17 protein-coding genes are annotated in these 19,331 nt (G+C 61.4%); 9 read left to right on the top strand and 8 right to left on the bottom strand.

The features are described from left to right. Positions 1-17 precede the first annotated feature (17 nt). Genes pyrG through ABH15_RS04295 form a run of 6 tightly spaced genes read left to right on the top strand, consistent with a single transcriptional unit; the run spans position 18 to position 5,815 of the window. Positions 18-1,607 (top strand): glutamine hydrolyzing CTP synthase, encoded by a 1,590-nt coding sequence (gene pyrG, locus ABH15_RS04320; protein ID WP_128693117.1) that lies wholly within the window; start codon positions 18-20, stop codon positions 1,605-1,607. A gap of 5 nt (positions 1,608-1,612) precedes the next feature. Continuing rightward, positions 1,613-2,530: a glutamine-hydrolyzing GMP synthase gene (gene guaA, locus ABH15_RS04315; protein ID WP_128693116.1), complete on the top strand. Its 918-nt coding sequence runs from the start codon at positions 1,613-1,615 to the stop codon at positions 2,528-2,530. Between the two features lie 19 nt (positions 2,531-2,549). Then, the gene (locus ABH15_RS04310; RefSeq protein ID WP_394342489.1) at positions 2,550-3,668 is read left to right on the top strand and encodes an aspartate aminotransferase family protein; all 1,119 of its coding nucleotides are present in this window, start codon (positions 2,550-2,552) and stop codon (positions 3,666-3,668) included. Beyond that, positions 3,652-4,707: a pyridoxal phosphate-dependent aminotransferase gene (locus ABH15_RS04305; protein ID WP_128693114.1), complete on the top strand. Its 1,056-nt coding sequence runs from the start codon at positions 3,652-3,654 to the stop codon at positions 4,705-4,707. The genes ABH15_RS04310 and ABH15_RS04305 overlap by 17 nt, the downstream gene beginning before the upstream one ends. Then, positions 4,704-5,216 (top strand): adenylate kinase family protein, encoded by a 513-nt coding sequence (locus ABH15_RS04300; RefSeq protein ID WP_128693113.1) that lies wholly within the window; start codon positions 4,704-4,706, stop codon positions 5,214-5,216. The genes ABH15_RS04305 and ABH15_RS04300 overlap by 4 nt, the downstream gene beginning before the upstream one ends. After that, positions 5,213-5,815: a CDP-alcohol phosphatidyltransferase family protein gene (locus ABH15_RS04295; protein WP_128693112.1), complete on the top strand. Its 603-nt coding sequence runs from the start codon at positions 5,213-5,215 to the stop codon at positions 5,813-5,815. Before ABH15_RS04300 ends, ABH15_RS04295 begins: the two co-directional genes overlap by 4 nt. A 318-nt stretch (positions 5,816-6,133) precedes the next feature. Here ABH15_RS04295 and ABH15_RS04290 read toward each other — a convergent pair whose 3' ends face one another. From ABH15_RS04290 to cutA, 8 genes are all read right to left on the bottom strand, one after another. After that, a complete protein-coding gene (locus ABH15_RS04290; RefSeq protein ID WP_128693111.1) occupies positions 6,134-6,619 on the bottom strand; it encodes a TspO/MBR family protein in 486 nt (161 codons plus the stop codon). Between the two features lie 47 nt (positions 6,620-6,666). Then, positions 6,667-9,888 (bottom strand): PAS domain S-box protein, encoded by a 3,222-nt coding sequence (locus tag ABH15_RS04285; RefSeq protein WP_164913629.1) that lies wholly within the window; start codon positions 9,886-9,888, stop codon positions 6,667-6,669. A 366-nt stretch (positions 9,889-10,254) separates the two neighbouring features. Beyond that, positions 10,255-12,948, bottom strand: coding sequence for a hybrid sensor histidine kinase/response regulator (locus tag ABH15_RS04280; RefSeq protein WP_164913628.1), 2,694 nt, complete (start codon positions 12,946-12,948; stop codon positions 10,255-10,257). Between the two features lie 296 nt (positions 12,949-13,244). Then, the gene (locus tag ABH15_RS04275) at positions 13,245-13,484 is read right to left on the bottom strand and encodes a hypothetical protein (RefSeq protein WP_128693108.1); all 240 of its coding nucleotides are present in this window, start codon (positions 13,482-13,484) and stop codon (positions 13,245-13,247) included. Next, positions 13,450-13,707, bottom strand: coding sequence for a DUF1894 domain-containing protein (locus ABH15_RS04270; protein WP_241647998.1), 258 nt, complete (start codon positions 13,705-13,707; stop codon positions 13,450-13,452). The genes ABH15_RS04275 and ABH15_RS04270 overlap by 35 nt, the downstream gene beginning before the upstream one ends. After that, the gene (locus ABH15_RS04265; protein WP_128693106.1) at positions 13,704-14,183 is read right to left on the bottom strand and encodes a DUF1890 domain-containing protein; all 480 of its coding nucleotides are present in this window, start codon (positions 14,181-14,183) and stop codon (positions 13,704-13,706) included. The genes ABH15_RS04270 and ABH15_RS04265 overlap by 4 nt, the downstream gene beginning before the upstream one ends. Further along, positions 14,180-14,929: a formate dehydrogenase accessory sulfurtransferase FdhD gene (gene fdhD, locus ABH15_RS04260; RefSeq protein WP_128693105.1), complete on the bottom strand. Its 750-nt coding sequence runs from the start codon at positions 14,927-14,929 to the stop codon at positions 14,180-14,182. Before fdhD ends, ABH15_RS04265 begins: the two co-directional genes overlap by 4 nt. Then, positions 14,929-15,246 carry a divalent-cation tolerance protein CutA gene (gene cutA / locus ABH15_RS04255; RefSeq protein WP_128693104.1) on the bottom strand — a complete coding sequence of 106 codons (318 nt, stop codon included), beginning with the start codon at positions 15,244-15,246 and terminating at the stop codon, positions 14,929-14,931. The genes fdhD and cutA overlap by 1 nt, the downstream gene beginning before the upstream one ends. Positions 15,247-15,528: 282 nt before the next feature. Between cutA and ABH15_RS04250 the strand changes: the two genes are divergently transcribed. From ABH15_RS04250 to ABH15_RS04240, 3 genes are read left to right on the top strand one after another with little or no spacing between them, the layout of a single operon-like run. After that, complete coding sequence (locus tag ABH15_RS04250) at positions 15,529-16,677, top strand: LL-diaminopimelate aminotransferase (protein ID WP_128693103.1); 1,149 nt, start codon at positions 15,529-15,531, stop codon at positions 16,675-16,677. Continuing rightward, a complete protein-coding gene (gene lysA, locus ABH15_RS04245) occupies positions 16,674-17,966 on the top strand; it encodes a diaminopimelate decarboxylase (protein ID WP_128693102.1) in 1,293 nt (430 codons plus the stop codon). The genes ABH15_RS04250 and lysA overlap by 4 nt, the downstream gene beginning before the upstream one ends. 16 nt (positions 17,967-17,982) lie before the next feature. After that, complete coding sequence (locus ABH15_RS04240) at positions 17,983-19,266, top strand: OB-fold nucleic acid binding domain-containing protein (RefSeq protein WP_128693101.1); 1,284 nt, start codon at positions 17,983-17,985, stop codon at positions 19,264-19,266. The last annotated feature ends 65 nt before the right edge of the window (positions 19,267-19,331 follow it).

The raw sequence follows: 19,331 nt of genomic DNA, 5'->3' as shown, positions 1-19,331 counted from the left end.
TGCAGGAGTAGGACATTTTGAAGTACATTGTGGTTACTGGCGGCGTAATGAGCGGCCTTGGTAAGGGCATCACCACCGCATCGGTCGGCCGGTTGCTCAAGAACCGCGGGTATCGGGTAACCGCGGTGAAGATCGACCCCTATCTCAATATCGATGCCGGCACCATGAACCCGGCCCAGCACGGAGAGGTCTTCGTGCTCAGCGACGGAGGCGAGGTCGACCTCGACCTCGGCAACTACGAACGATTCCTGGATATCAACTTAAAATCGATTCACAACATCACGACGGGAAAGGTCTACCGGGACGTCATCGAGAAAGAGCGGCGCGGTGACTACCTGGGAGCGACCGTCCAGATCATCCCGCATATCACCGACGAGATCAAGCACTGCATCAGAGAGGCAGCGCACGAGGAACTCACGCCCGGAGAGACGGCGGATATCTGTCTCGTGGAGGCCGGCGGCACCGTCGGCGATATCGAGAGCATGCCGTTCCTCGAGGCCATCCGGCAGATGCACGGTGAACTCCCGCGAGAAGACATGGTGCTGATTCACGTCACGCTCGTCCCGGTCGATACGATGGGCGACCTCAAGACCAAGCCCACCCAGCACTCGGTCAAGGCGCTGCGGGAACTCGGGCTCCACCCCGACATCATCGTCGGGCGGTGCAAGCAGGTGATCGGATCTCACGCGAAGAAGAAGATCTCCGCTTTCACCGACGTCCCCGCACGGGCGGTCATCAGTGCGAAAGACGCCCCCGACATCTACCAGGTTCCGATGGAACTCGAGAAAGAAGGGCTCGCAGACGTTCTGACCGAGTACCTCAACCTCGAGAACCGCGAACCCGACGCAGGGTGGTACCATACCGTCTCGCAGGAGTATACGAACCGGATCACCGTCGCCATCGTGAGCAAGTACGGTATCGAGGACGTATACATCTCCATCAAGGAATCGCTCAAGCACGCGGGAAGAGCGCTCTCGACAGAGGTGAACATCCGCTGGCTCGATGCCGAGACCTGCGATCAGAAAGATCTCGCCGATATCGACGGGATTCTCGTCCCGGGCGGGTTCGGCAAGAGAGGTATCGAAGGAAAGATCCGGGCAATCCGGTATGCGCGGGAGAACAACATCCCGTATCTCGGTCTCTGCCTCGGATTCCAGCTCGCAGTGATCGAGTATACGAGGAGCGTCGTCGGGATCGAAGACGCTACGAGCGAGGAGATGGGGCCGGGAAGCCACGTCATCGCCATCCTCCCCGAGCAGGAGGATGTGGTCGATCTCGGCGGGACGATGCGCCTTGGCGACTGCACCGTCAACCTCAAAGAGGGGACCCAGATCTTCGACCTCTACGGCAGCCGGGAGGTCGTGGAGCGGCACCGCCATCGTTACGAAGTGAACCCTGAGTTCATCGGGAGGCTTGAAGAGGCAGGCCTCGTCTTCTCGGGCACCTGTGGAAACCGGATGGAGGTCTGTGAGATTCGGGATCACCCCTTCTTCCTCGCCACTCAGTTCCACCCCGAGTTCAAGTCGAGCCCGACACACCCCTCGCCACCCTACCTCGGGTTCGTCGGCGCGTGCCGGAAGAATAAGATAACGACCCAGACAAGGTGAAAATCATGGTCAATGTCCAGAAATTTATTGAAAAAGCAATAGTCCAGATACAGAAAGAGGCAGGCGACGACAAGGTCGTCATGGCGCTCTCGGGCGGCGTCGACAGTTCGGTCTGCGCTGCGCTCGCAGCACGCGCCATCGGCGACCGCCTCGTGCCGATCTACGTAGACACCGGTCTCATGCGCAAGGGCGAGACCGACCGGATCCGGACGCTCTTTGGAGACTTAAACCTCCACATCGTCGATGCTGCGGACGAGTTCTTCGCCGTCCTTGCAGGGCTCACCGATCCCGAGGAGAAGCGAAAGGCGATCGGGGAAATGTTCGTTCGGGTCTTCGAGCGCGAAGCAAAGCGGACGGGGGCATCCCACCTCCTGCAGGGAACCATCTACCCCGACCGGATCGAGAGCGAAGGCGGCATCAAGAGCCACCACAACGTCGGCGGCATGCCCCTCCATATGGAGTTCAAATCGGTCATCGAACCGATAGCGGACCTCTACAAGGACGAAGTGCGCGAGGTTGCAGGCGGCCTTGATCTCCCGCTCGAGATCCAGCACAGGATGCCGTTCCCGGGTCCCGGGCTCGCCGTGCGGGTCATCGGCGAGGTTACCCGCGAGAAGGTCGAGGCCGTCCGGGAAGCAAACGCCATCGTCGAGGAGTACCTGGTCGAGGAGTTCCGCCCCTGGCAGTGCTTCGCCGCACTCGTCGGGCAGGGAACCGGAGTGAAAGGGGATGTCCGGCTTCACGGCTGGATCGTCGCCGTCCGTGCGGTCTTCTCGCGCGACGGGATGACCGCCGACCCGCTCCTCCTGCCCTACGAGGTGCTCACGAGCATGGCATCGCGGATAACCTCCGAGATTCCGGGTGTCGCCCGCGTCGTCTACGACGTGACGCCGAAACCCCCGGCGACGATCGAGTACGAGTGAGGCGATTGAGATGGAAGATATGGATACCAGGGCTCTTGACGCAAAATACTACATGCCGGCCTTCGGCAGGACGATGAAGATAGTCCGCGGCCGGGGTTCATGCGTCTGGGACGATGCGGGAAACGAGTATATCGACTGTGTGGCAGGGATAGCGGTCTGCAGCACCGGCCACTGCCACCCGGCGGTGGTGGAGGCCATCCGCTGGCAGGCAGGAGAACTCATCCACTGCTCGAACCTCTACTACGTCCCGAACCAGGCCGAACTTGCAGAGAAACTCGTGGAGATTACAGGTCTTGGAAAAGCGTTCTTCAGCAACTCCGGTGCCGAAGCGAATGAAGGGGCCATCAAGCTCGCCCGGGTCAGGACGGGGAAGAAGGAGTTCGTCGCATTCACCCACGGATTCCACGGAAGGACGTGCGGGTCGCTCGCCGTCACCCATAAACCGGCGATCCGCGAACCGTTCGCGCCGCTCGAACCGGCCTGCACCTTCGTCGAGTACGGCGACCTCGACGGTGTCGCGGAAGCGGTGAACAGCACCACCGCCGGCGTCTTCGTCGAACCCATCCAGGGCGAAGCCGGCGTCATCATCCCGCCCGACAGCTTCTTTAAAGGCATCCGGGAGATCTGCGACGATGCCGGCGCACTGATGATCGTCGACGAGGTCCAGACCGGTATCGGCAGGACGGGAGAATGGCTCGGCATCCAGCACACCGGGGTTACACCCGATATCGTCACCCTTGCAAAGGGCCTTGCAAGCGGATTTCCGATCGGCGCACTCGTCGCCCGCGAGGGGCTCGAGTTCCAGAAGAGCGAGCACGGGAGCACCTTTGCAGGCGGGCCGCTTGCCTGTGCTGCGGCGCTCGCCACACTCGGCGTCGTCGAAGAGATCCTCCCGGATATACCGCGCAAGGGTGAACGGTTCCGCCGGGGGCTCGCCGCCCACAATCCGCGTGTCCGCGGGCTGATGATCGGCATCTCCGTCGGCGAGCGCTGCCCGGAGGTTCAGCAGCGGTGTGCGGCAGAGGGCGTCCTCGTAAACTGCGCCGCCGACGGCAACCTCCGGCTTGTCCCGCCGCTCGTCATCACCGACGACGAGATCGACCGCGTGGCCGGAGTCCTGAATGCAGCACTTGATTAGGGCGCGTTTCGCCCGGCAGGGATACGCGTACGCGAAAAAGGCGGATGAGGTTGCACGGGAGCATGGGTTCGACCGGGTCGCCCGGCTTGCGAGCAACGAAAACCCCCGTCCACCCTCTCCCCTCGCCGTCGAGGCTGCTCACGCAGCCCTCCGGGCCGGGAACCGGTATCCGGATGAGCGGATGGACGCACTCTCGCAGGCGCTCCGCCGCTACCACGGAGATTTCCGGTTCGTGACCGGCGCCGGGATGGACGGTGTCATCGAGACCGTCATCAGGACGATCGTCGAGCCCGGCGAGCGGGTGGTCGTTGCAACCCCGACCTTCTCTTTTTACGGCATTGCGGCAGGCGCTCACGGTGCTGTTGTCGAGAACATCCCACGAAACGCCGACTTCTCGGTGGATACCGGCGCGTTCGCCGATGCCTGCCGGGGAGCAAAGCTCGCCTTCCTCTGCTCGCCGAACAATCCGACGGGAACAACGACACCGCCCTCGGCGGTCCGAGAGATCCTCGATGCGATCGACGGCATGCTCTTCCTCGACAACGCCTACGTCGACTTCTCCGAAACCGATTACCGGCCGCTCATGCGGGAGTACGACAACCTCATCCTCGGGAGGACGATGTCGAAGATCTTTTCGCTCGCCGGCCTCCGGGTCGGTTACGCCTTCGTGCCGGCGTGGTTCGAGCCGTTCTACCTGCGGGCGGCGACACCGTTCGCACTCAACGCCGTCTCGGCGGCAGCGGCGATCGGAGCGCTCGGCGATAGCGAGCATATCACCACGACCCGCGACCATGTCAGCCGGTGGCGGGAACGGTTCCTCACGGAGACACCATTCCCGGCACTGCCCTCCGACGCGAACTTCGTCATGCTGGATGTCGCCCCCCATACGGGAGACGAGGTCGTCGACCTCCTCGCGGCGAAGGGCGTGCTCGTCCGGTCGTGCACGAGCTTCCCGGGGCTCGGCGATCACTATATCCGCGTCAGCATCGGTGACGACTGGGAGAACGATCGATTCCTCAAGGCAGTCGGATCACTATGATGGTCGGTATCACCGGGACGCCCGGCACGGGAAAATCGGCTATCGCCAGCGAGCTCCTGCGGCGCGGGCACCGTGTCGTCCGGATCGGAGAGACTATAAGGGAGTACGTCCTCGAAGAGGACCGGGAGCGGGACACACTCGTCATCGACGTCGAGCGCTGGGCGGAGGAATTTACGCCGGTCGACGGGATAGTCGAGGGGCACCTCGCCCACCTTCTTCCCTGCGACCGGATCGTCGTGCTCCGCTGCCGCCCGGACATCCTTGCCGCACGGCTCTCACCCCGGGGCTACAGCCCCGCGAAGATCCGTGAGAATGCCGAGGCGGAAGCCCTCGACGTCATCCTGATAGAGACACTCGAAGAATACCCCGAAGATGCCGTCTACGAACTCGATACGACGGAGCAGTCCGTGGAAGAGTGTGCGGATAAAATCGAGCAGTTTATGAAAGGGAAACTGCCACCATCCTACGGAAATATCGACTGGACTATCTATCTGGACACCGGCTTATGACGCTCGATCAGTTCCGACCGAAGGTGCAGGGCATCTTTCAGCCCATGGTGGATATATCGAAGAAGCTCGGGCTGACACCGAATACCTATACCGTTGCATCCCTGGCCTTCTCGGCTGCTGCCGGCATCGCATTCTGGGCAGGCGGGATCGCCCTCGGCATCCTGATGGTCGGCCTGAATGCTCTCTTCGACGCGCTCGACGGCGCTCTCGCCCGAGACCTCGGAATAGCCAGCCTCCGCGGCGATTTCCTCGACCACGTCATCGACCGGTATGCCGATATCTTCATCATCACCGGCATCTTCGCCGGTGGTGCGGCATCCTGGCAGATCGGCGTCTTCGCCCTGACCGGCGTCCTGATGGCGTCGTACCTCGGAACCCAGGCGCAGGCGGTCGGTGTCGGCCGGTACTACGGCGGCATCCTCGGGAGGGCCGACCGCCTGGTGCTGATCATCCTCGCCGGCATTCTGACACTCCTGCTGCCGGAGATCATCTACGGCCTCAATTACCTCGGCTGGCTCCTCGTCATCTTCGGCGTCCTCGGACACTACACGGCGTTGCAGCGGTTCGCCCATACCTGGCGACAGATCGACAAGGAATGAGCCCCGGAGATCACGACCCCGTCCGGAAACAGTCGGGGAAAGTCTCCGGGTAAACCCTCTTCTTCCAGAGTTCGGGACGGCGGCGGCATACCGCCGCTTTCATCCCGCATTTTTTCCGTTCATTCTACCGGAAGGCGCTTATCAATGTCTCATGGAGATACCCATTGGTCTGGAGGTGTCCTGGCATCCCGATATAGCGGAACAGGAAAAGTCCGTCCTGCCGCCAAGGTACGGCATCGCGGGAGGAGAAGTGTATACCCTGAAGGAACCGGAAGGTCGCGGGTGGCTGCCCATCCGCCCGCGATCTCGCCCCCACTCCTACGGGTTCAGAACGTAGATGCCGTAGTTGAGATAGGCGGCAAAGCTCACCCAGAGTATGTAGGGGAGGAGCAGAAGCGCTGCAGGCACTGATACCCTGGAGAAACTCCATATCGAGAGTGCGATAGCAATCCAGAGGACGATGATCTCAATCAGGGCAAAAAACGGCATCTGAAGTCCGAAGAAGAAATACGACCAGAGGACATTGAGAACAAGCTGGATACCGAAGATCGAGATGGCGAGTTTCACGTCTTTTCTCTCCCATCCCCGCAGCCAGACCAGATAAAGCGCGATACCCATCAGGATGAAGAGAACCGTCCAGACCGGACCGAAGAGGAACGACGGCGGCGTGAGGGCGGGTTTTTCCAGTGCGGCATACCAGGTCGGAATCGCCGGAGTGGTGAATATCGTCCCAATAAGGCCGGCAGCCTGGCATACGGCTATTGCGACAATGAATTTGACAATCTTAACAAAGGGAATGCTCACGACATCATTAAAGATACCAGGATTTATAAATCTTTTGAGATTAAACCTTATCGTCCGACAATCGGATTCTCTTCGTCGGACAGGTCCGCTTTTCGCAGAGAGAAACTGAATGTCGCCCCCGCTTCGGGCTGCCCCTCCACCCGATCCCGGACGAGGATTCGCCCGCCGTAGCGCTCGATGAGCATCCGGGAGATGTAGAGACCGAGACCCTCACCACTTGCCGGGTTGTTCCCCCGCTCGAACCGGTGAAAGATGGATCGTTTCAGATCGTCCGGTATCCCGGGGCCGGTATCCTCTATCGTGACGATGACATTCTCGTCCTCCTCATCCACCAGGATACGGACTTCGACCTCCGGCCCTCCGAACTTGACGCTATTGCCGATCAGATTGGTGAAGACTTCAGGCAGGAGATCATCCGCCTCGACATAGATCGAAGAACCCTCATAGACGAACCGGAGATCGGGAAACTGGCTCACCTCCTCCCTGATGACGGAGTCAAGATGCACCGGCTTTACATCGACCTCCTCCTGGTGAAGGCGGCGGATGGTCGAGACGTTGGCTAAAATCCCGATACTCTTCCGTATGCTCCCCCGCAGCCTCTTCACGTAAAGCCCCATCTCCCCCTCGAGCCCATCGCTCAGGATATCGCAGTAGAGGCTCGCGACGTTCCCGGCGTTCTTGATGTCGTGGGTCATGATATCCAGGTAGAGGTTCGCCTCGTGGTTCGCGGCTTCGAGGCGCTTATGGAGCATCCCCTTCAGGATGCCGGAACCGACCTCCCGCCCGATCGTCTCGAGGAGGAGCCGTTTTTCCCGCGGCAGCACTTCCCCGCGCCTGCTCCCGACATAGAGTCCGCCCACGATCGCCGACTCCGCAACGAGAGGGATACAGGCGAGCGAAGAAACCTCGAGCTCCTGCAACAGCATCAGTTCAGCTGAACAGGCGGTCGGTCTCGCGTCCTTCACAAGGTATCGGGGCTGGCCGGCGACGAAGACGTAATTGAACGGCCAGTGGTGGATGCGTATAACATGATTCTCCGCGAGGAACGGTGCGGGGACACCCCGGCTGCACGCGGCATACCCCCTCTTCCGATCTTCGTCCGTGAGATAGGCGATACCGGCATCAAAACCGAGCAGATCCATCGTCTTTGCAAGAGCGCTCTCCAGGATCTCCTGGCTCGAAGACGACTGCGACGAGGCGCTGATAATCTGGTTGAGGGCATATAGCTGCTTGTTACGGGAACGAAGTGCTTCCTCAACCCTTTTGCGATCGGAGATGTCGACGACGTACGCGACGAAGCAGAGGGAGTTGCCATACTCGTCGGTCACGACGTTCGCCGACATCTGCGCGTCGAAGGGCGCTCCGTCCTTCCGGACTCCCGCGATCTCTCCAACCCAGGTACCGTCCCGCCGGAGCGCGGAGAAAACCTGATCCGCTCTTTGCTCATGCTGCCAGAACGTGGCCACCGGTCGCCCGAGCACCTCGTCTTCCGGATCGTAGCCCCAGAGACGCAGGAATGCCTGGTTGACGTATTCGACCACTCCTTCGAGATCGATGAGCAGGATGGCGCTGACGGAGGACACGATAGCCATCTCCTTGATCTTAAGTTCGGCCTCCGCCCGCATGCGATCCGTAATGTCCCTGCAGACACCCTGAACCCCGGTCGTTACCCCGCCGCTCCCCAGGGGAGAGGCATTGATCTCGATGACGCAGGGCATGCCGTCCCGCCGGACGATCGTGAGGGTGAGCCCTTCGACCGGGAGCCCGCGCCGGAGCGTGTTCTCTGCGTCCTCAAGGTGCCTCTTCGACGAGGGCAGGATAAGATCCTCGAAGGAGTGCCCGATCAGATCCTCCGGCGTGTATCCGGTGATCCGCTCGATCGCCGGCGAGACGTAGGTCAGCACGCATGCCTCGTTGCAGGTGAAGAGCACGTCGAAACTGCGCTGGACGATCTCCCGGAACTTCTCCTCGCTCGCCTTCAACGCCGCCTCGAGCCGTCGGAGCTCCGTCATATCTACCAGCGAGACGGCGTAGCGCTGCATTCCCGGCAGTGCCGCTACGGAGAGGACAACATCACGGAGGGCCCCCTCGGCGTCGATGATCGAGACGGGATAGTCACGCGGAGCATATGCAGGATTTTCCCTGCAGAGCCGGAGATACTCCCGGATAACGCCTCGGTTGCTCCCGGAGAAGAACCTGTCCCAGAGCGTGCAACCCTCAAGCTCGCGACGGGCAAAACCGAACCGGCGTTCGCACTCTGCATTTACTGCAGCGATCGTTCCGTCCTCCCCGACGATCAGAAGTGCTGCTCCCGGAATCTCGAGGAGTGTCCGGCAGAAATTCTCGGAGGAACAGAACCGGGCCCGGGGATTTTGCTCTCCGGCGGCATCCATGCCGGAGGCGACGATGTATGCAGGATCACCGTCCCCGCCGGAAAGCAGCTGCACCGACACCTGCAAAAGATAATCCGATCCATCCCGCTTCCGGCCGGTTATCTCCCCCTGCCAGATACCATCCCTGAAGAGAGCATCCCGAAGTGTTGCAGCAGAATCACCGTCACCGAGGAACCCGGATATTCGCTCTCCGACGAGACACTCGGGGCCGGCAACCCCGAAGAACGCGCATGCCGCCCGGTTCGCGTAGGTGACTCTCCCGTCAACCCCGGCTATCACCACCGCATTCATCGACGCTTCGAGAGCCGCATCCCGGATCAGGAGTTCGAGATCACGGTTTTTTCCCTCGGTGATATCCCGAAAGAGCCAGATTAAGCAGGCAGAAGAGTCCCGGCCGTCGGAACAGAGCGTTACCGTTGCGCGGGCAGACCGGACGGCTCCCCCCTGCCGGAGATCGAGCTCCCATGCAGGCACGGCCTCGCCCACCAGGACCCGGCGATGCCGTGCAGCGAATGATGCGGCGTCCCCAGGTGCGACAAAACGATCGATCCGCTGGCCGAGAAGTATGCCGGGCGCAGATCCGAGCAGGATCGCCGCCGCAGGGTTTGCCTCCAGGATGCTGCCGTCGGGATCGGTTACGAGGCATGCATCGGAGATGATGTGGAAGAGATCGGCCGCACGGCTCTCTCTCCTGCCGGCCTTTGCACCTGCCGCCATCAGATCCTCCCGCTCGCGATACAGTTCTTTCAACGCTGCGGAGAGATGGTGTATCATATCGAGCAGCAGACCCGGCCGTTCCGGATAGATGCGGGTATACCTGTCGAGATCGTCGAGGCATCGCCGGGCAGCCTCGATCTCCTTATCCAGTTGCTGCATACGCTTACGTCTCCATGCTGCCTGGGGCATCACGGAAAAGGCAGTGCTCCGGCAACTCCCGGCAATATGCCCGGTCTGCTGCCGTCGCAACGTTCCGTGTCCAAAAGGGGGAAACTATACAAACAGGGGCACCCGAACGACCCCGTGTCCGTTTCGACCGTCACGCTCCTCCCCACTGCACCAGCCTGAGAAAGAGTCTTAAATCGGGACTAATAGCCTTATGGGATTAGAAAAATCCAGTACCATTGGATCGCGCCCGTAGAGAAGCCCATTTGTGCCATCGCACCCGTGAACCAGAAGATCTCATCCGAGGGGAGAAATTCTCCCCGCGCGCCCCTCGCATGAGAGATAGCGGACCCGGGGCTGTTACTCCTCGTCCCCGGGCGGGTATTCGTCGTCCTCCACCTCATCGTCACCCGTCGGGACGACCTCCTGCAGGGTGAACCGGAACGCTGCACCGAGGTCGGGCCTTCCGTCAACCCTGTCGTCGACCCAGACCTTCCCGCCGTAGCGCTCGATGAGGGACTTTGCAATGTAGAGACCGAGCCCTTCACCGCTGCCGTGACTTCTCCCCCGCTCGAACCGGTGGAATATCGTTTCTTTCATCGCGTCCGGTACGCCGGGACCGGTATCCTCAATCGAGACGAGCAGACTCTCCCCGTCGTAATCGTCGACACGGACGACTATCTCGACGTCCGACCCGCCGAACTTGATACTGTTGCCGATGAGGTTTCCGAAGACCTCGCCGATGAGATCGTCCGCCCAGACCTCACGATGCGAACCTTCGTAGGCGATCGCAACACCGGGGAAGATCCGGCGCTCTTCACGGATCACCCGGTCAAGATCGACGGCCCTGAGTTCGGCAGGGGTCTGGTGAATCCTCCGGATGGTGGAGACACTCCGCAGGATCCCGATACTCTTTCTGATGCTCCCCTGAAGCTTCTTCGCGTACAGCGCACCCTCACCGTCGAGCATATCGATGAGAAGATCGGCGTATAATGTGGAGACGTTCTCGGCGTTCCTGATATCATGGGTCATGATATCGAGGTAGAGGTTCGCCTCGCGGTTCGCCGCCTCGAGACGCTTATGGAGCATCCCCTTCAGGATGCCGGAACCGATCTCCTTTCCAATCGCCTCAAGCAGCGCCTTCTCTTCCGCCGATAATGCAGGTTCGGTCTTACTCCCGAGATAGAGCGCTCCGACGACGACGGACTCGGCGATGAGCGGTATGCAGGCAAGCGATACGGCACCAAGATCCTCGAGGATAGCCGACTCGATGGAACTGAGATTCTCGCTGCTCTCGATATACCGTGCCTGCCCTGCGATGAAGATGAAGTTGAACGGCCAGTGATGCACCTTGACGATCCGATGCCGGGAGAGGACGGAGGCGGGGATATTCTCCTGGTACTGGAGAAGTCCCCGCTTTCGTTCGGCATCGAGCATGTAGACGATGCCGATGTCAAACTCCATCAGTTCGAGCGTACGCCGCATCCCGGTCTCGAGGAGCTCGGAGAGCGAGAGCGACGAGGCGGACGAGCCGATGATCCGGTTCAGGACCATGAGTTGTTTGTTGCGCGTGAGGATCTCGCGCTCGGCACGTTTCCGCTCGGAGATATCGATCAGCGAGACCATGATGATGATAGGCTCTCCGAAATCGTCGGTTACGGTGTTCGACGAAATCTGGGCATCGAACGTCGAGCCGTCCCGCCGCTTCCCGACGAGCTCGCCCGTCCACTGCCCCTCGCCCCAGACGGCCTCCGAGACCTCTTCCGCCTCGGATGCATCCTCCCAGAAAGAAGAGAGCGCCCTTCCGACCACCTCGTCCGGTGACGCGTACCCCCAGAGTTCGAGGAAGGCCGGATTCGCATAGGTCAGGTTCCCGTCAAGGTCGGCAAACGCGATGGGACTGACTGAGGAGGCGATGGCCTTCTCCATACCCCGCATCTGCTGTTCGGCGTTCTTGCGTTCGGTGATGTCGACGACCCCGGCAAGAGAGCCCCGGAAGAGGCCGTCGCCGTCGATAAGGGGTGCGGCCGTCATGAGCGCGGTTCGCCGGACTCCGTCGCTCCTGATAAGGGTGCATTCGTACTGCTCCCGAAGGCCTGCCCTGCGACGGTGCAGAGATGCGGCTATCACCTGACGGCTGGCCTCGTCGACAAAATCAAACACTGGCCTCCCGATAATCGCAGCCTCCGGATAGCCGAGTATCTCGACCATCCGCGGATTGACGAACGTCGTCGTCGCCGCCTCGTTGATGACCCAGATACCCTCGTTCAGGCCGTCCACTAAAAGACGATACTGCTCCTCGTTCCCCGGAAGCATCTCTCCGGCACCGCTTCGTCCGGGAACCTCAAGAACCGCGGCGCAGAACCCGAGATGTTTCCCGGACGCATCGGTGATCGGAGATGCGGTGATACGCGCAACGATAGAGGAGCCGTCACGGCAGATCAGCGGCGCCTCGAACGTTCCGGATTCCCCGTCGTTCAGGCACCGGAAGCAGTCGCCGAGCGCCCCGGCCGGGCTGCCGATGAGGTCTCCCGGAGCATACCCGAGGATAGCCACCAGGCGGGCGTTGATCTCCGTGATCCCGCCCTGAAGATCTATCGAGATGACCCCTTCGTGCAGGGAATCGAGGAGGCGGCGGTGCTGCGCCTCAAGATGCCGCACCGTATCTTCAAGTCGCTTCCGCTCCTGTGCATGCCGGAGAAGGCGGGTCAGGAACTCCGCATCGATCGTCTCTTTCACAAGGTAATCAAGGGCTCCGTTCTGTACGGTGCGGGCGGCCAGATCCAGATCGTCATGGCCTGAAAGAACGATCACCGGGGTATCCGGAGCCGCATTCCTGAGCGAAAGAAATGTCTCGACCCCTCCGCTATCCGGGAGCATCAGGTCGAGCAGGACAAGATCAAATGCATCATGGGAGAGAGCAGCAAGTCCGGCCGCAAGCCTGCCGGACTCCACGACCTCGAACCGGCTGCCCCGTTCGCAGAGTTTCTCCCGAATACGCCGGGCGTCCGCGGGATCATCTTCGATCAGCAGTACCTTCACCATATCGTCCATGCTTTCACCCTGCAAACCGGGTATCATTGACCGGTTCTGCGACATACGAGTTTGACTATACGGAGGGGAAAGAGACCATCTCACCTTCCGTGCCCGGAGTGGCCGGAGCCACCGCAGGCGTGACGTTGAGCAGGTTTCCGGGCGTTCTTCCGCGCAAAGCCGTTCCGATCTGCGTCCTCCCGTTATCAGAGCCCGATGCGGGCATATCGGGGAGAGAGAGCAGCCTATCCTGGATCTCGGCAGCAGATTCCACCATACCGCCCGGAGAGAACCGGCTGTACTATACCATTGTCACATCATTTATACTTCCGTCTTCCGGAAAGACCACTCCTGCAGCCGTCACCCCCACAGGGAGGATATCGGGTCATCCAATCCGGAGGGCACTTCTTTGCGGTTCCGAGCGGGTGCGCAAGCACCCCGAGCGCCAGACGGGTGACGGTGACCTGGTTGAGCGCCTCCGCCGCCCAGATCGGGTTGACGCCCCCGATGAAAAAAAGAGGATTATCGCCGCCGGGCACGAAGTCTCGCGATCTCATCTCCGCCCGGAACCTTCACGACGAAGGTTCCGTGGCAGGGCTTGGTGTACGGGAAGATGACATCGTCCCCGTCGATCCCGACGAGCAGCGGCGGAACCCCGATAAGGTGGACGTCGAAGATCTTGTAGCCCGGCTCCACTTCATAGTGCTCTCTGATATGCTTCTTGACGTACTCCCGCGCCTCCATGAACGAACAGCGCGAAAGGAGTATATCGGGTTTCATTGCTTCGAGGCAGCCACCCATCGTATCACCTCATCGATCTTTTTCTTCATCGGCATAGGGTTATGCGTGGCTTTCACCGTCACCTGTTCGCAGGGGAACGTGATCGCCGCGGCGACCTCCTCCGGGTGCTCCCCGAAGAGCAGGACGTAGAGCCGCGCCTTCGACAGATACGCCATGGTACCTGCGTAGGCGATACCGGAGTCGTTGTGCGCGAAGACGAAGCAGTAGTCGACGTCCCGCTTCTTCTCCGCAAACTCACCGATAACCGTATCGAGATCCTCGAGCGTCCCGGCGTAGTGCCGCTCCGGGTCGGCGACCTCCAGGAGCTTTCGCGCCGCGGTCGTTCCCGCTATTATCGGCCGGATGCCGTTCTGCTGTAACATGTATGCGCAGTACAGGGCGACGCTCGTCTGTACCGGCACCTGCGGGCACCCGAGCAGGATCAGTGCCGTTTCGCCAGCTTTTTCCTCCATCATGGAACCCCCTGCCTCATCCGTTCAAGGACGTCCGGCACACGCTCCGGGTGCGTATAGATGGTGAACCGGTCGCCCCGCGAGAAGCAGATCAGCGTGATTCCGGCCCGGTCGGCCGCACGTATCCCCCGGTTTGTGGACGCCGCCCGCGAGATGATGATAGGGATGCCGGCATTCGCAACCTTCGCCACCATCCCTGCAGGCTGCCTCCCGGTACAGCCGACGACGCACTGCGACCGGTCAAGCCCGCCCCGTGCTGCATAGCCAACCACTTTATCGAGGGTATTGTGCCGCCCGACGTCGCATGCGCGGGTGACGAGATCGCCTTCGCAGAAGAGCACCGAGCAGTGGACGCCGCCCGTACGCCGCCAGGTCTCGGACTCTATCGCTCCCGTCACGGCACGGACGCCGTCCGGGGTTATCTCGATCGACGAGTCGACCGTCTTCGCCTCGCCCATGACCCGGAACCCACCCGAAGACTCGAGCTCGAGGCTGATATCCTTCCTCGGCACGGCGGAGACGGAGATATCGTTCCCGGTGACGCTCACCGACTCTATCTCATCGGAGAGCCCCTCGCAGATGATAAAGCCTGCACCGAGGTCTTCAAGACGGTCAGGGCTCGCAACCAGCGTCGTGAGGTACTGCCCGTTAAAGAAGAGGCGGAAGTGATCCTCGATGATGACGTCGTCGCGGATCTCCGCTACCGTATCCCCTTTCACCTGAATGCCGGAAGAGCAGGAGAGATCCATCAGCCCGTCTCCTCCCGTATCCAGTCGAGGTACGGCGCATACCCGCCTACGATGGGGAGGGCAATGATCTCCGGAACCTCGTAACTGTGCATCTCGCGAATCCGGGCGATCAGCGGATCGATCAGGTCGTAACGGGTCTTGATGATGAGGAGCTGTTCGGGCTCGCTACAGACATCTCCTCGCCACCGGAAGCATGAATCAACCGTGGTGATATTCACGCATGCCGCCAGTCGTGCGTCGACCAGAGCCTCTGCAATCGCCTTCGCATCGGCCGCAGGAGCGGTGCAGAAGATCACCACGTACTCGGGGGGAGCCATAACACTCAATCTCTTTCATCGTCCGTATTTAAAATCGTCGCGACACCGACCGCGGAAGCGGATCCGCACGGGATGCCTGATAAGGGCGTTCGGCCCTTCCCGGGCTATCGCAGTGGCAGCGTTTTCCAAACGGGCGCGGAAGGAACCTGAAAAATCCGGAGCAGCCGAAGGGCGCCGGATCAGGCCCTCTGCTCCCGCCCGGCCATGCCGCCCTGCCCACCCTGAAAATGCAGACAAAAACGCACAAAACTTACATAGGGATTCGTGTGCAATGATCTTGTGATGTACTCGCAACGCATGGATCACCTTCCACCCTACCTTTTCGCCCGGATCGATGAGCTCAAAGGAGAGAAGATCCGACAGGGTGTCGACGTTATTGACCTCGGTGTCGGAGACCCCGATCTCCCGACACCGGAGCATATCGTCGATGCGCTCTGCACGGCGGCACGCGATCCGAAGAACCACCATTACCCGTCCTACACCGGTATGCTCGCCTACCGTGAGGCCGTGGCGGAGTGGTACTCCGGCAGATTCGGCGTCGATCTTGCCCCGAAGACCGAAGTACTCGCACTCATCGGATCCAAGGAAGGGATAGCCCACATTCCCGAGGCATTCGTCAATCCCGGCGACTATGTGCTCGCCGCAGACCCCGGTTACCCGGTCTACAAAACCTCAACCCTCTTTGCCGAAGGGAAGATTCACGCAATGCCGCTCACCGCCGAGAACGGCTTCCTCCCGGTGCTCGACGATATCCCTGCAGACGTCGCTACACAGGCGAAACTGATCTTCATCAACTACCCGAACAACCCGACGGCGGCGATAGCGCCGAAGTCCTTCTTTGCGGAAGTCGTCGATTTCGCCCGCGACAACGGGATCGTCGTCGTCCACGACAACGCCTACTCCGAGATAACCTTCGACGGCTACACCGCCCCCTCGTTCCTCGAGGTCGACGGCGCCATGGAGGTCGGTATCGAGATGCACTCGCTCTCGAAGACCTACAATATGACGGGGTGGCGTATCGGGATGGCCTGCGGAAACCCCGAGATCATCGCCGGTCTTGGGCGAGTGAAGACCAATATCGACTCGGGCGCCTTCGATGCCATCCAGCACGCAGGGATCACCGCCCTCACCGGCCCGCAGGACTGCGTCAGGGATGCATGCAGGATCTACGAGGAAAGAAGGGACGTCCTCGTAAAAGGCCTCTCTGAGATGGGCTTTGAGGTCTCGTCCCCGAAAGCGACCTTCTACGTCTGGATGGCCGTCGACGACAGCATGAAGTTCGCCGCAGAGCTCCTCGACCAGGCAGGCATCGTCGCGACACCCGGCGTCGGGTTCGGCACCCACGGCGACGGCTACGTCAGATTCGCCATCACCAGATCCGTAGAGCGGATCGAGGAGGCAGTCGGACGGATGCGGGAGATGAACCTATGATACTCCCGTCCCACCTCACCGTCAGAAACGGTCGCCTCGCCATCGGCGGGCACGACACGGTCGAGCTTGCGAAAGCGTACGGGACGCCGCTCTACGTCACCGATGAGGACCGGATCCGGGAGAACTATCGCCGTCTTGCCGATGCGCTCGGCGGATACTATGACAGGATACAGGTGCTCTACGCGGCAAAGGCAAACGGCAACCTCGCACTATTCCGTATCTTCGCCGACCTGAACGCCGGTGCCGACGTCTTCTCCGCCGGCGAACTATCCCTCGCTCTCTCGGCCGGCATGAACCCCGGGCTCCTCCTCTTCAACGGGAGCTCGAAGAGCGCCGCCGATCTCGCCCTCGCGGTCGAGAAGGGCGTGCGGGTCTCGGTCGACTCGCTCGACGAACTCCGGCAGCTGAACGCCGCCGCAGAGGCTGCGGGAAAGACCGTCGAGATCGCCTTCCGGGTCAACCCGGCACTCGAGGTTCCCACCCACCCGAAGATCGCAACGGGTCTTGCGACGAGCAAGTTCGGCATCCCTGCCGGGCAGATCCTCGACGCCTACCGCGAGGCGCTCGCCTGCAGCAACATCGAGCCCGTCGGGATCCACTGCCACATCGGCTCCCAGATCCTCGAGGTCGAACCCTTCGCCCGTGAGATGGAGGTCGTCATCGATCTCGCCCGCGAGCTCTCAAAGATGGGAGTGACCCTCAAATTCATCGACATCGGAGGAGGGCTCGGCGTCCCCTACCACCGTGAGACCGACCATGCGCCGACGCCGCAGGACTATGCCGATGCCGTCATGCCGATCTTCCTTGCAGGAATCCGCGATATCGGCATACAGCCCGAGCTCTGGGTCGAGCCGGGGAGATCGCTCGTCGCCGACTCAACGATCCTCCTGACACGGATAAACTCCATCAAAGAGGCGCACAAGACCTTCGCGAACGTCGATGCCGGGTTTAACCTGCTGGTGCGGCCGGCAATGTACGATTCGTACCATACGGTCGTTGCGGCGAATAAAGCGGATGCCCCTCCGGAGCGGGAGTACACCATTGCGGGCCCTATCTGCGAGACCGGCGATCTCCTCGCGAAAGACCGGATGCTGCCCACCCTTACGGCCGGCGATCTCATCGCCGTCCTCGATACGGGGGCGTACGGCTTTGCCATGTCGTCGCAGTACAACAGCAGGCCGCGCTCTGCCGAGGTGATCGTCCGGGGATCCGAGGCAACGCTCATGCGCCGGGCGGAATCTATCGACGATCTGACGGCACCGATGCAGCGGCCGGCATGGCAGCAGTAGTCAGGAGAGCGGTCGCATGCGGTTCCACTACCTCCTTGTTGACGATCTCATCGATCGCGAAGCGTTCGAGCGGCAGGTGGAGGAGCGGATAACCGCATCCGGCGATCTTCTTGATGAGCAGACCGCGGCCATGCTCGTCGTCCGGGATATGGGCCGTGCTCACGTGAGGGTCCAGGCTCTCGCACCGGAGTCAAGCCTGGTCTGTTTCTTCGGAAAAGTGCTCTCTATCGGAAAACCCCGCGAGTTCGAGCGGCAGGACGGCACCAAAGGCCTCGTCGCCAACCTGCTCGTCGGTGACGAGACAGGGAGGGCTCGCGTTGTCCTCTGGGATGAAAAAGCCGAGGCTGCAGGCGAGATCGCCGTTGGCGACGTCCTCGAGATACTCGGCCGGCCAAAAGGGGGGACACCCGCAGAGGTTCACGCCACCGCGCTGCAGAAAGCCGCCTGTGAGATAACCTGCACCGGGGCGGCGGGCGAAGCGGATGCCCGATCATCCTCCCGGAGTGAGGATCTGCTCGTCCGGCTGATCGCCGTAAAACCGCTGCGAACGTTCACCCGGCGCGACGGCAGCCCAGGGGAGATGGTCGAGGCGGTGATCGGGGATGCCGCCGGCGTCGGCCGTCTGGTCGCCTGGGTGCCCTCCCTCCTCGAGGGGTTCGAACCGGGCAGCGCGGTCAGGATCACCGGGGCGACGGTCAAGACGGGAGAACAGGGCACGGAGTACAGCCTCGGCGAATCAGCAACCGTGACGGCGGATACCGCCGAGATCGACGTCCCGACCACACCCATAGCAGAAGTGCAGGACGGAGGAATCTATTCGGTGGTCGGACGCGTCGCGACCATCCAGCCTCCACGCGGGTTCACCACGCGGGACGGCAGGGCATCCTTCGTCCGGAACCTGACCATCGCTGATGCAACCGGCGAGGTAGCCCTCGTCCTCTGGGGAGAAGAGGCGCAGAGACACCTCGTCGCCGGGGACGTTCTCGAGGTATACAACGCGACCGCACGCCCCGGCCGGTACGGGGGTCTCGAACTCAACCTCGGCAGGGGAAGTGCTCTTCTCGTCAGGAGCGGAAAGGAAGAAGAGGTCGACCTTACCGGGACGGTTATCCAAACCGACCTCGGTCTCTGTCTCGATACTGCAGACGGGTGCTACCTTCTCGATCTGCCGCTCCCCGTCGGATTCGACGTCCGGGTCAGGGGCGCTCTTCACCGAAAAAGGATTACCGTCAGGGAATACGAACCCGTTATGCCGGATCTGAAGAGTCTTGCAGACCGGGCGGAGCGGCTCGGCTCGTAACCCGGATACGGGAATTTTCACTTTCACCCCGCAAGGCCATCGACCTTTATGGTTCCTTACAAATA

This window comes from Methanoculleus taiwanensis (assembly GCF_004102725.1).
In the GTDB taxonomy this organism is placed as follows: domain Archaea; phylum Halobacteriota; class Methanomicrobia; order Methanomicrobiales; family Methanoculleaceae; genus Methanoculleus_A; species Methanoculleus_A taiwanensis.
Note: the sequence above shows the minus strand (reverse complement) of the source record. Positions and strands in the feature narration are given on the sequence as shown.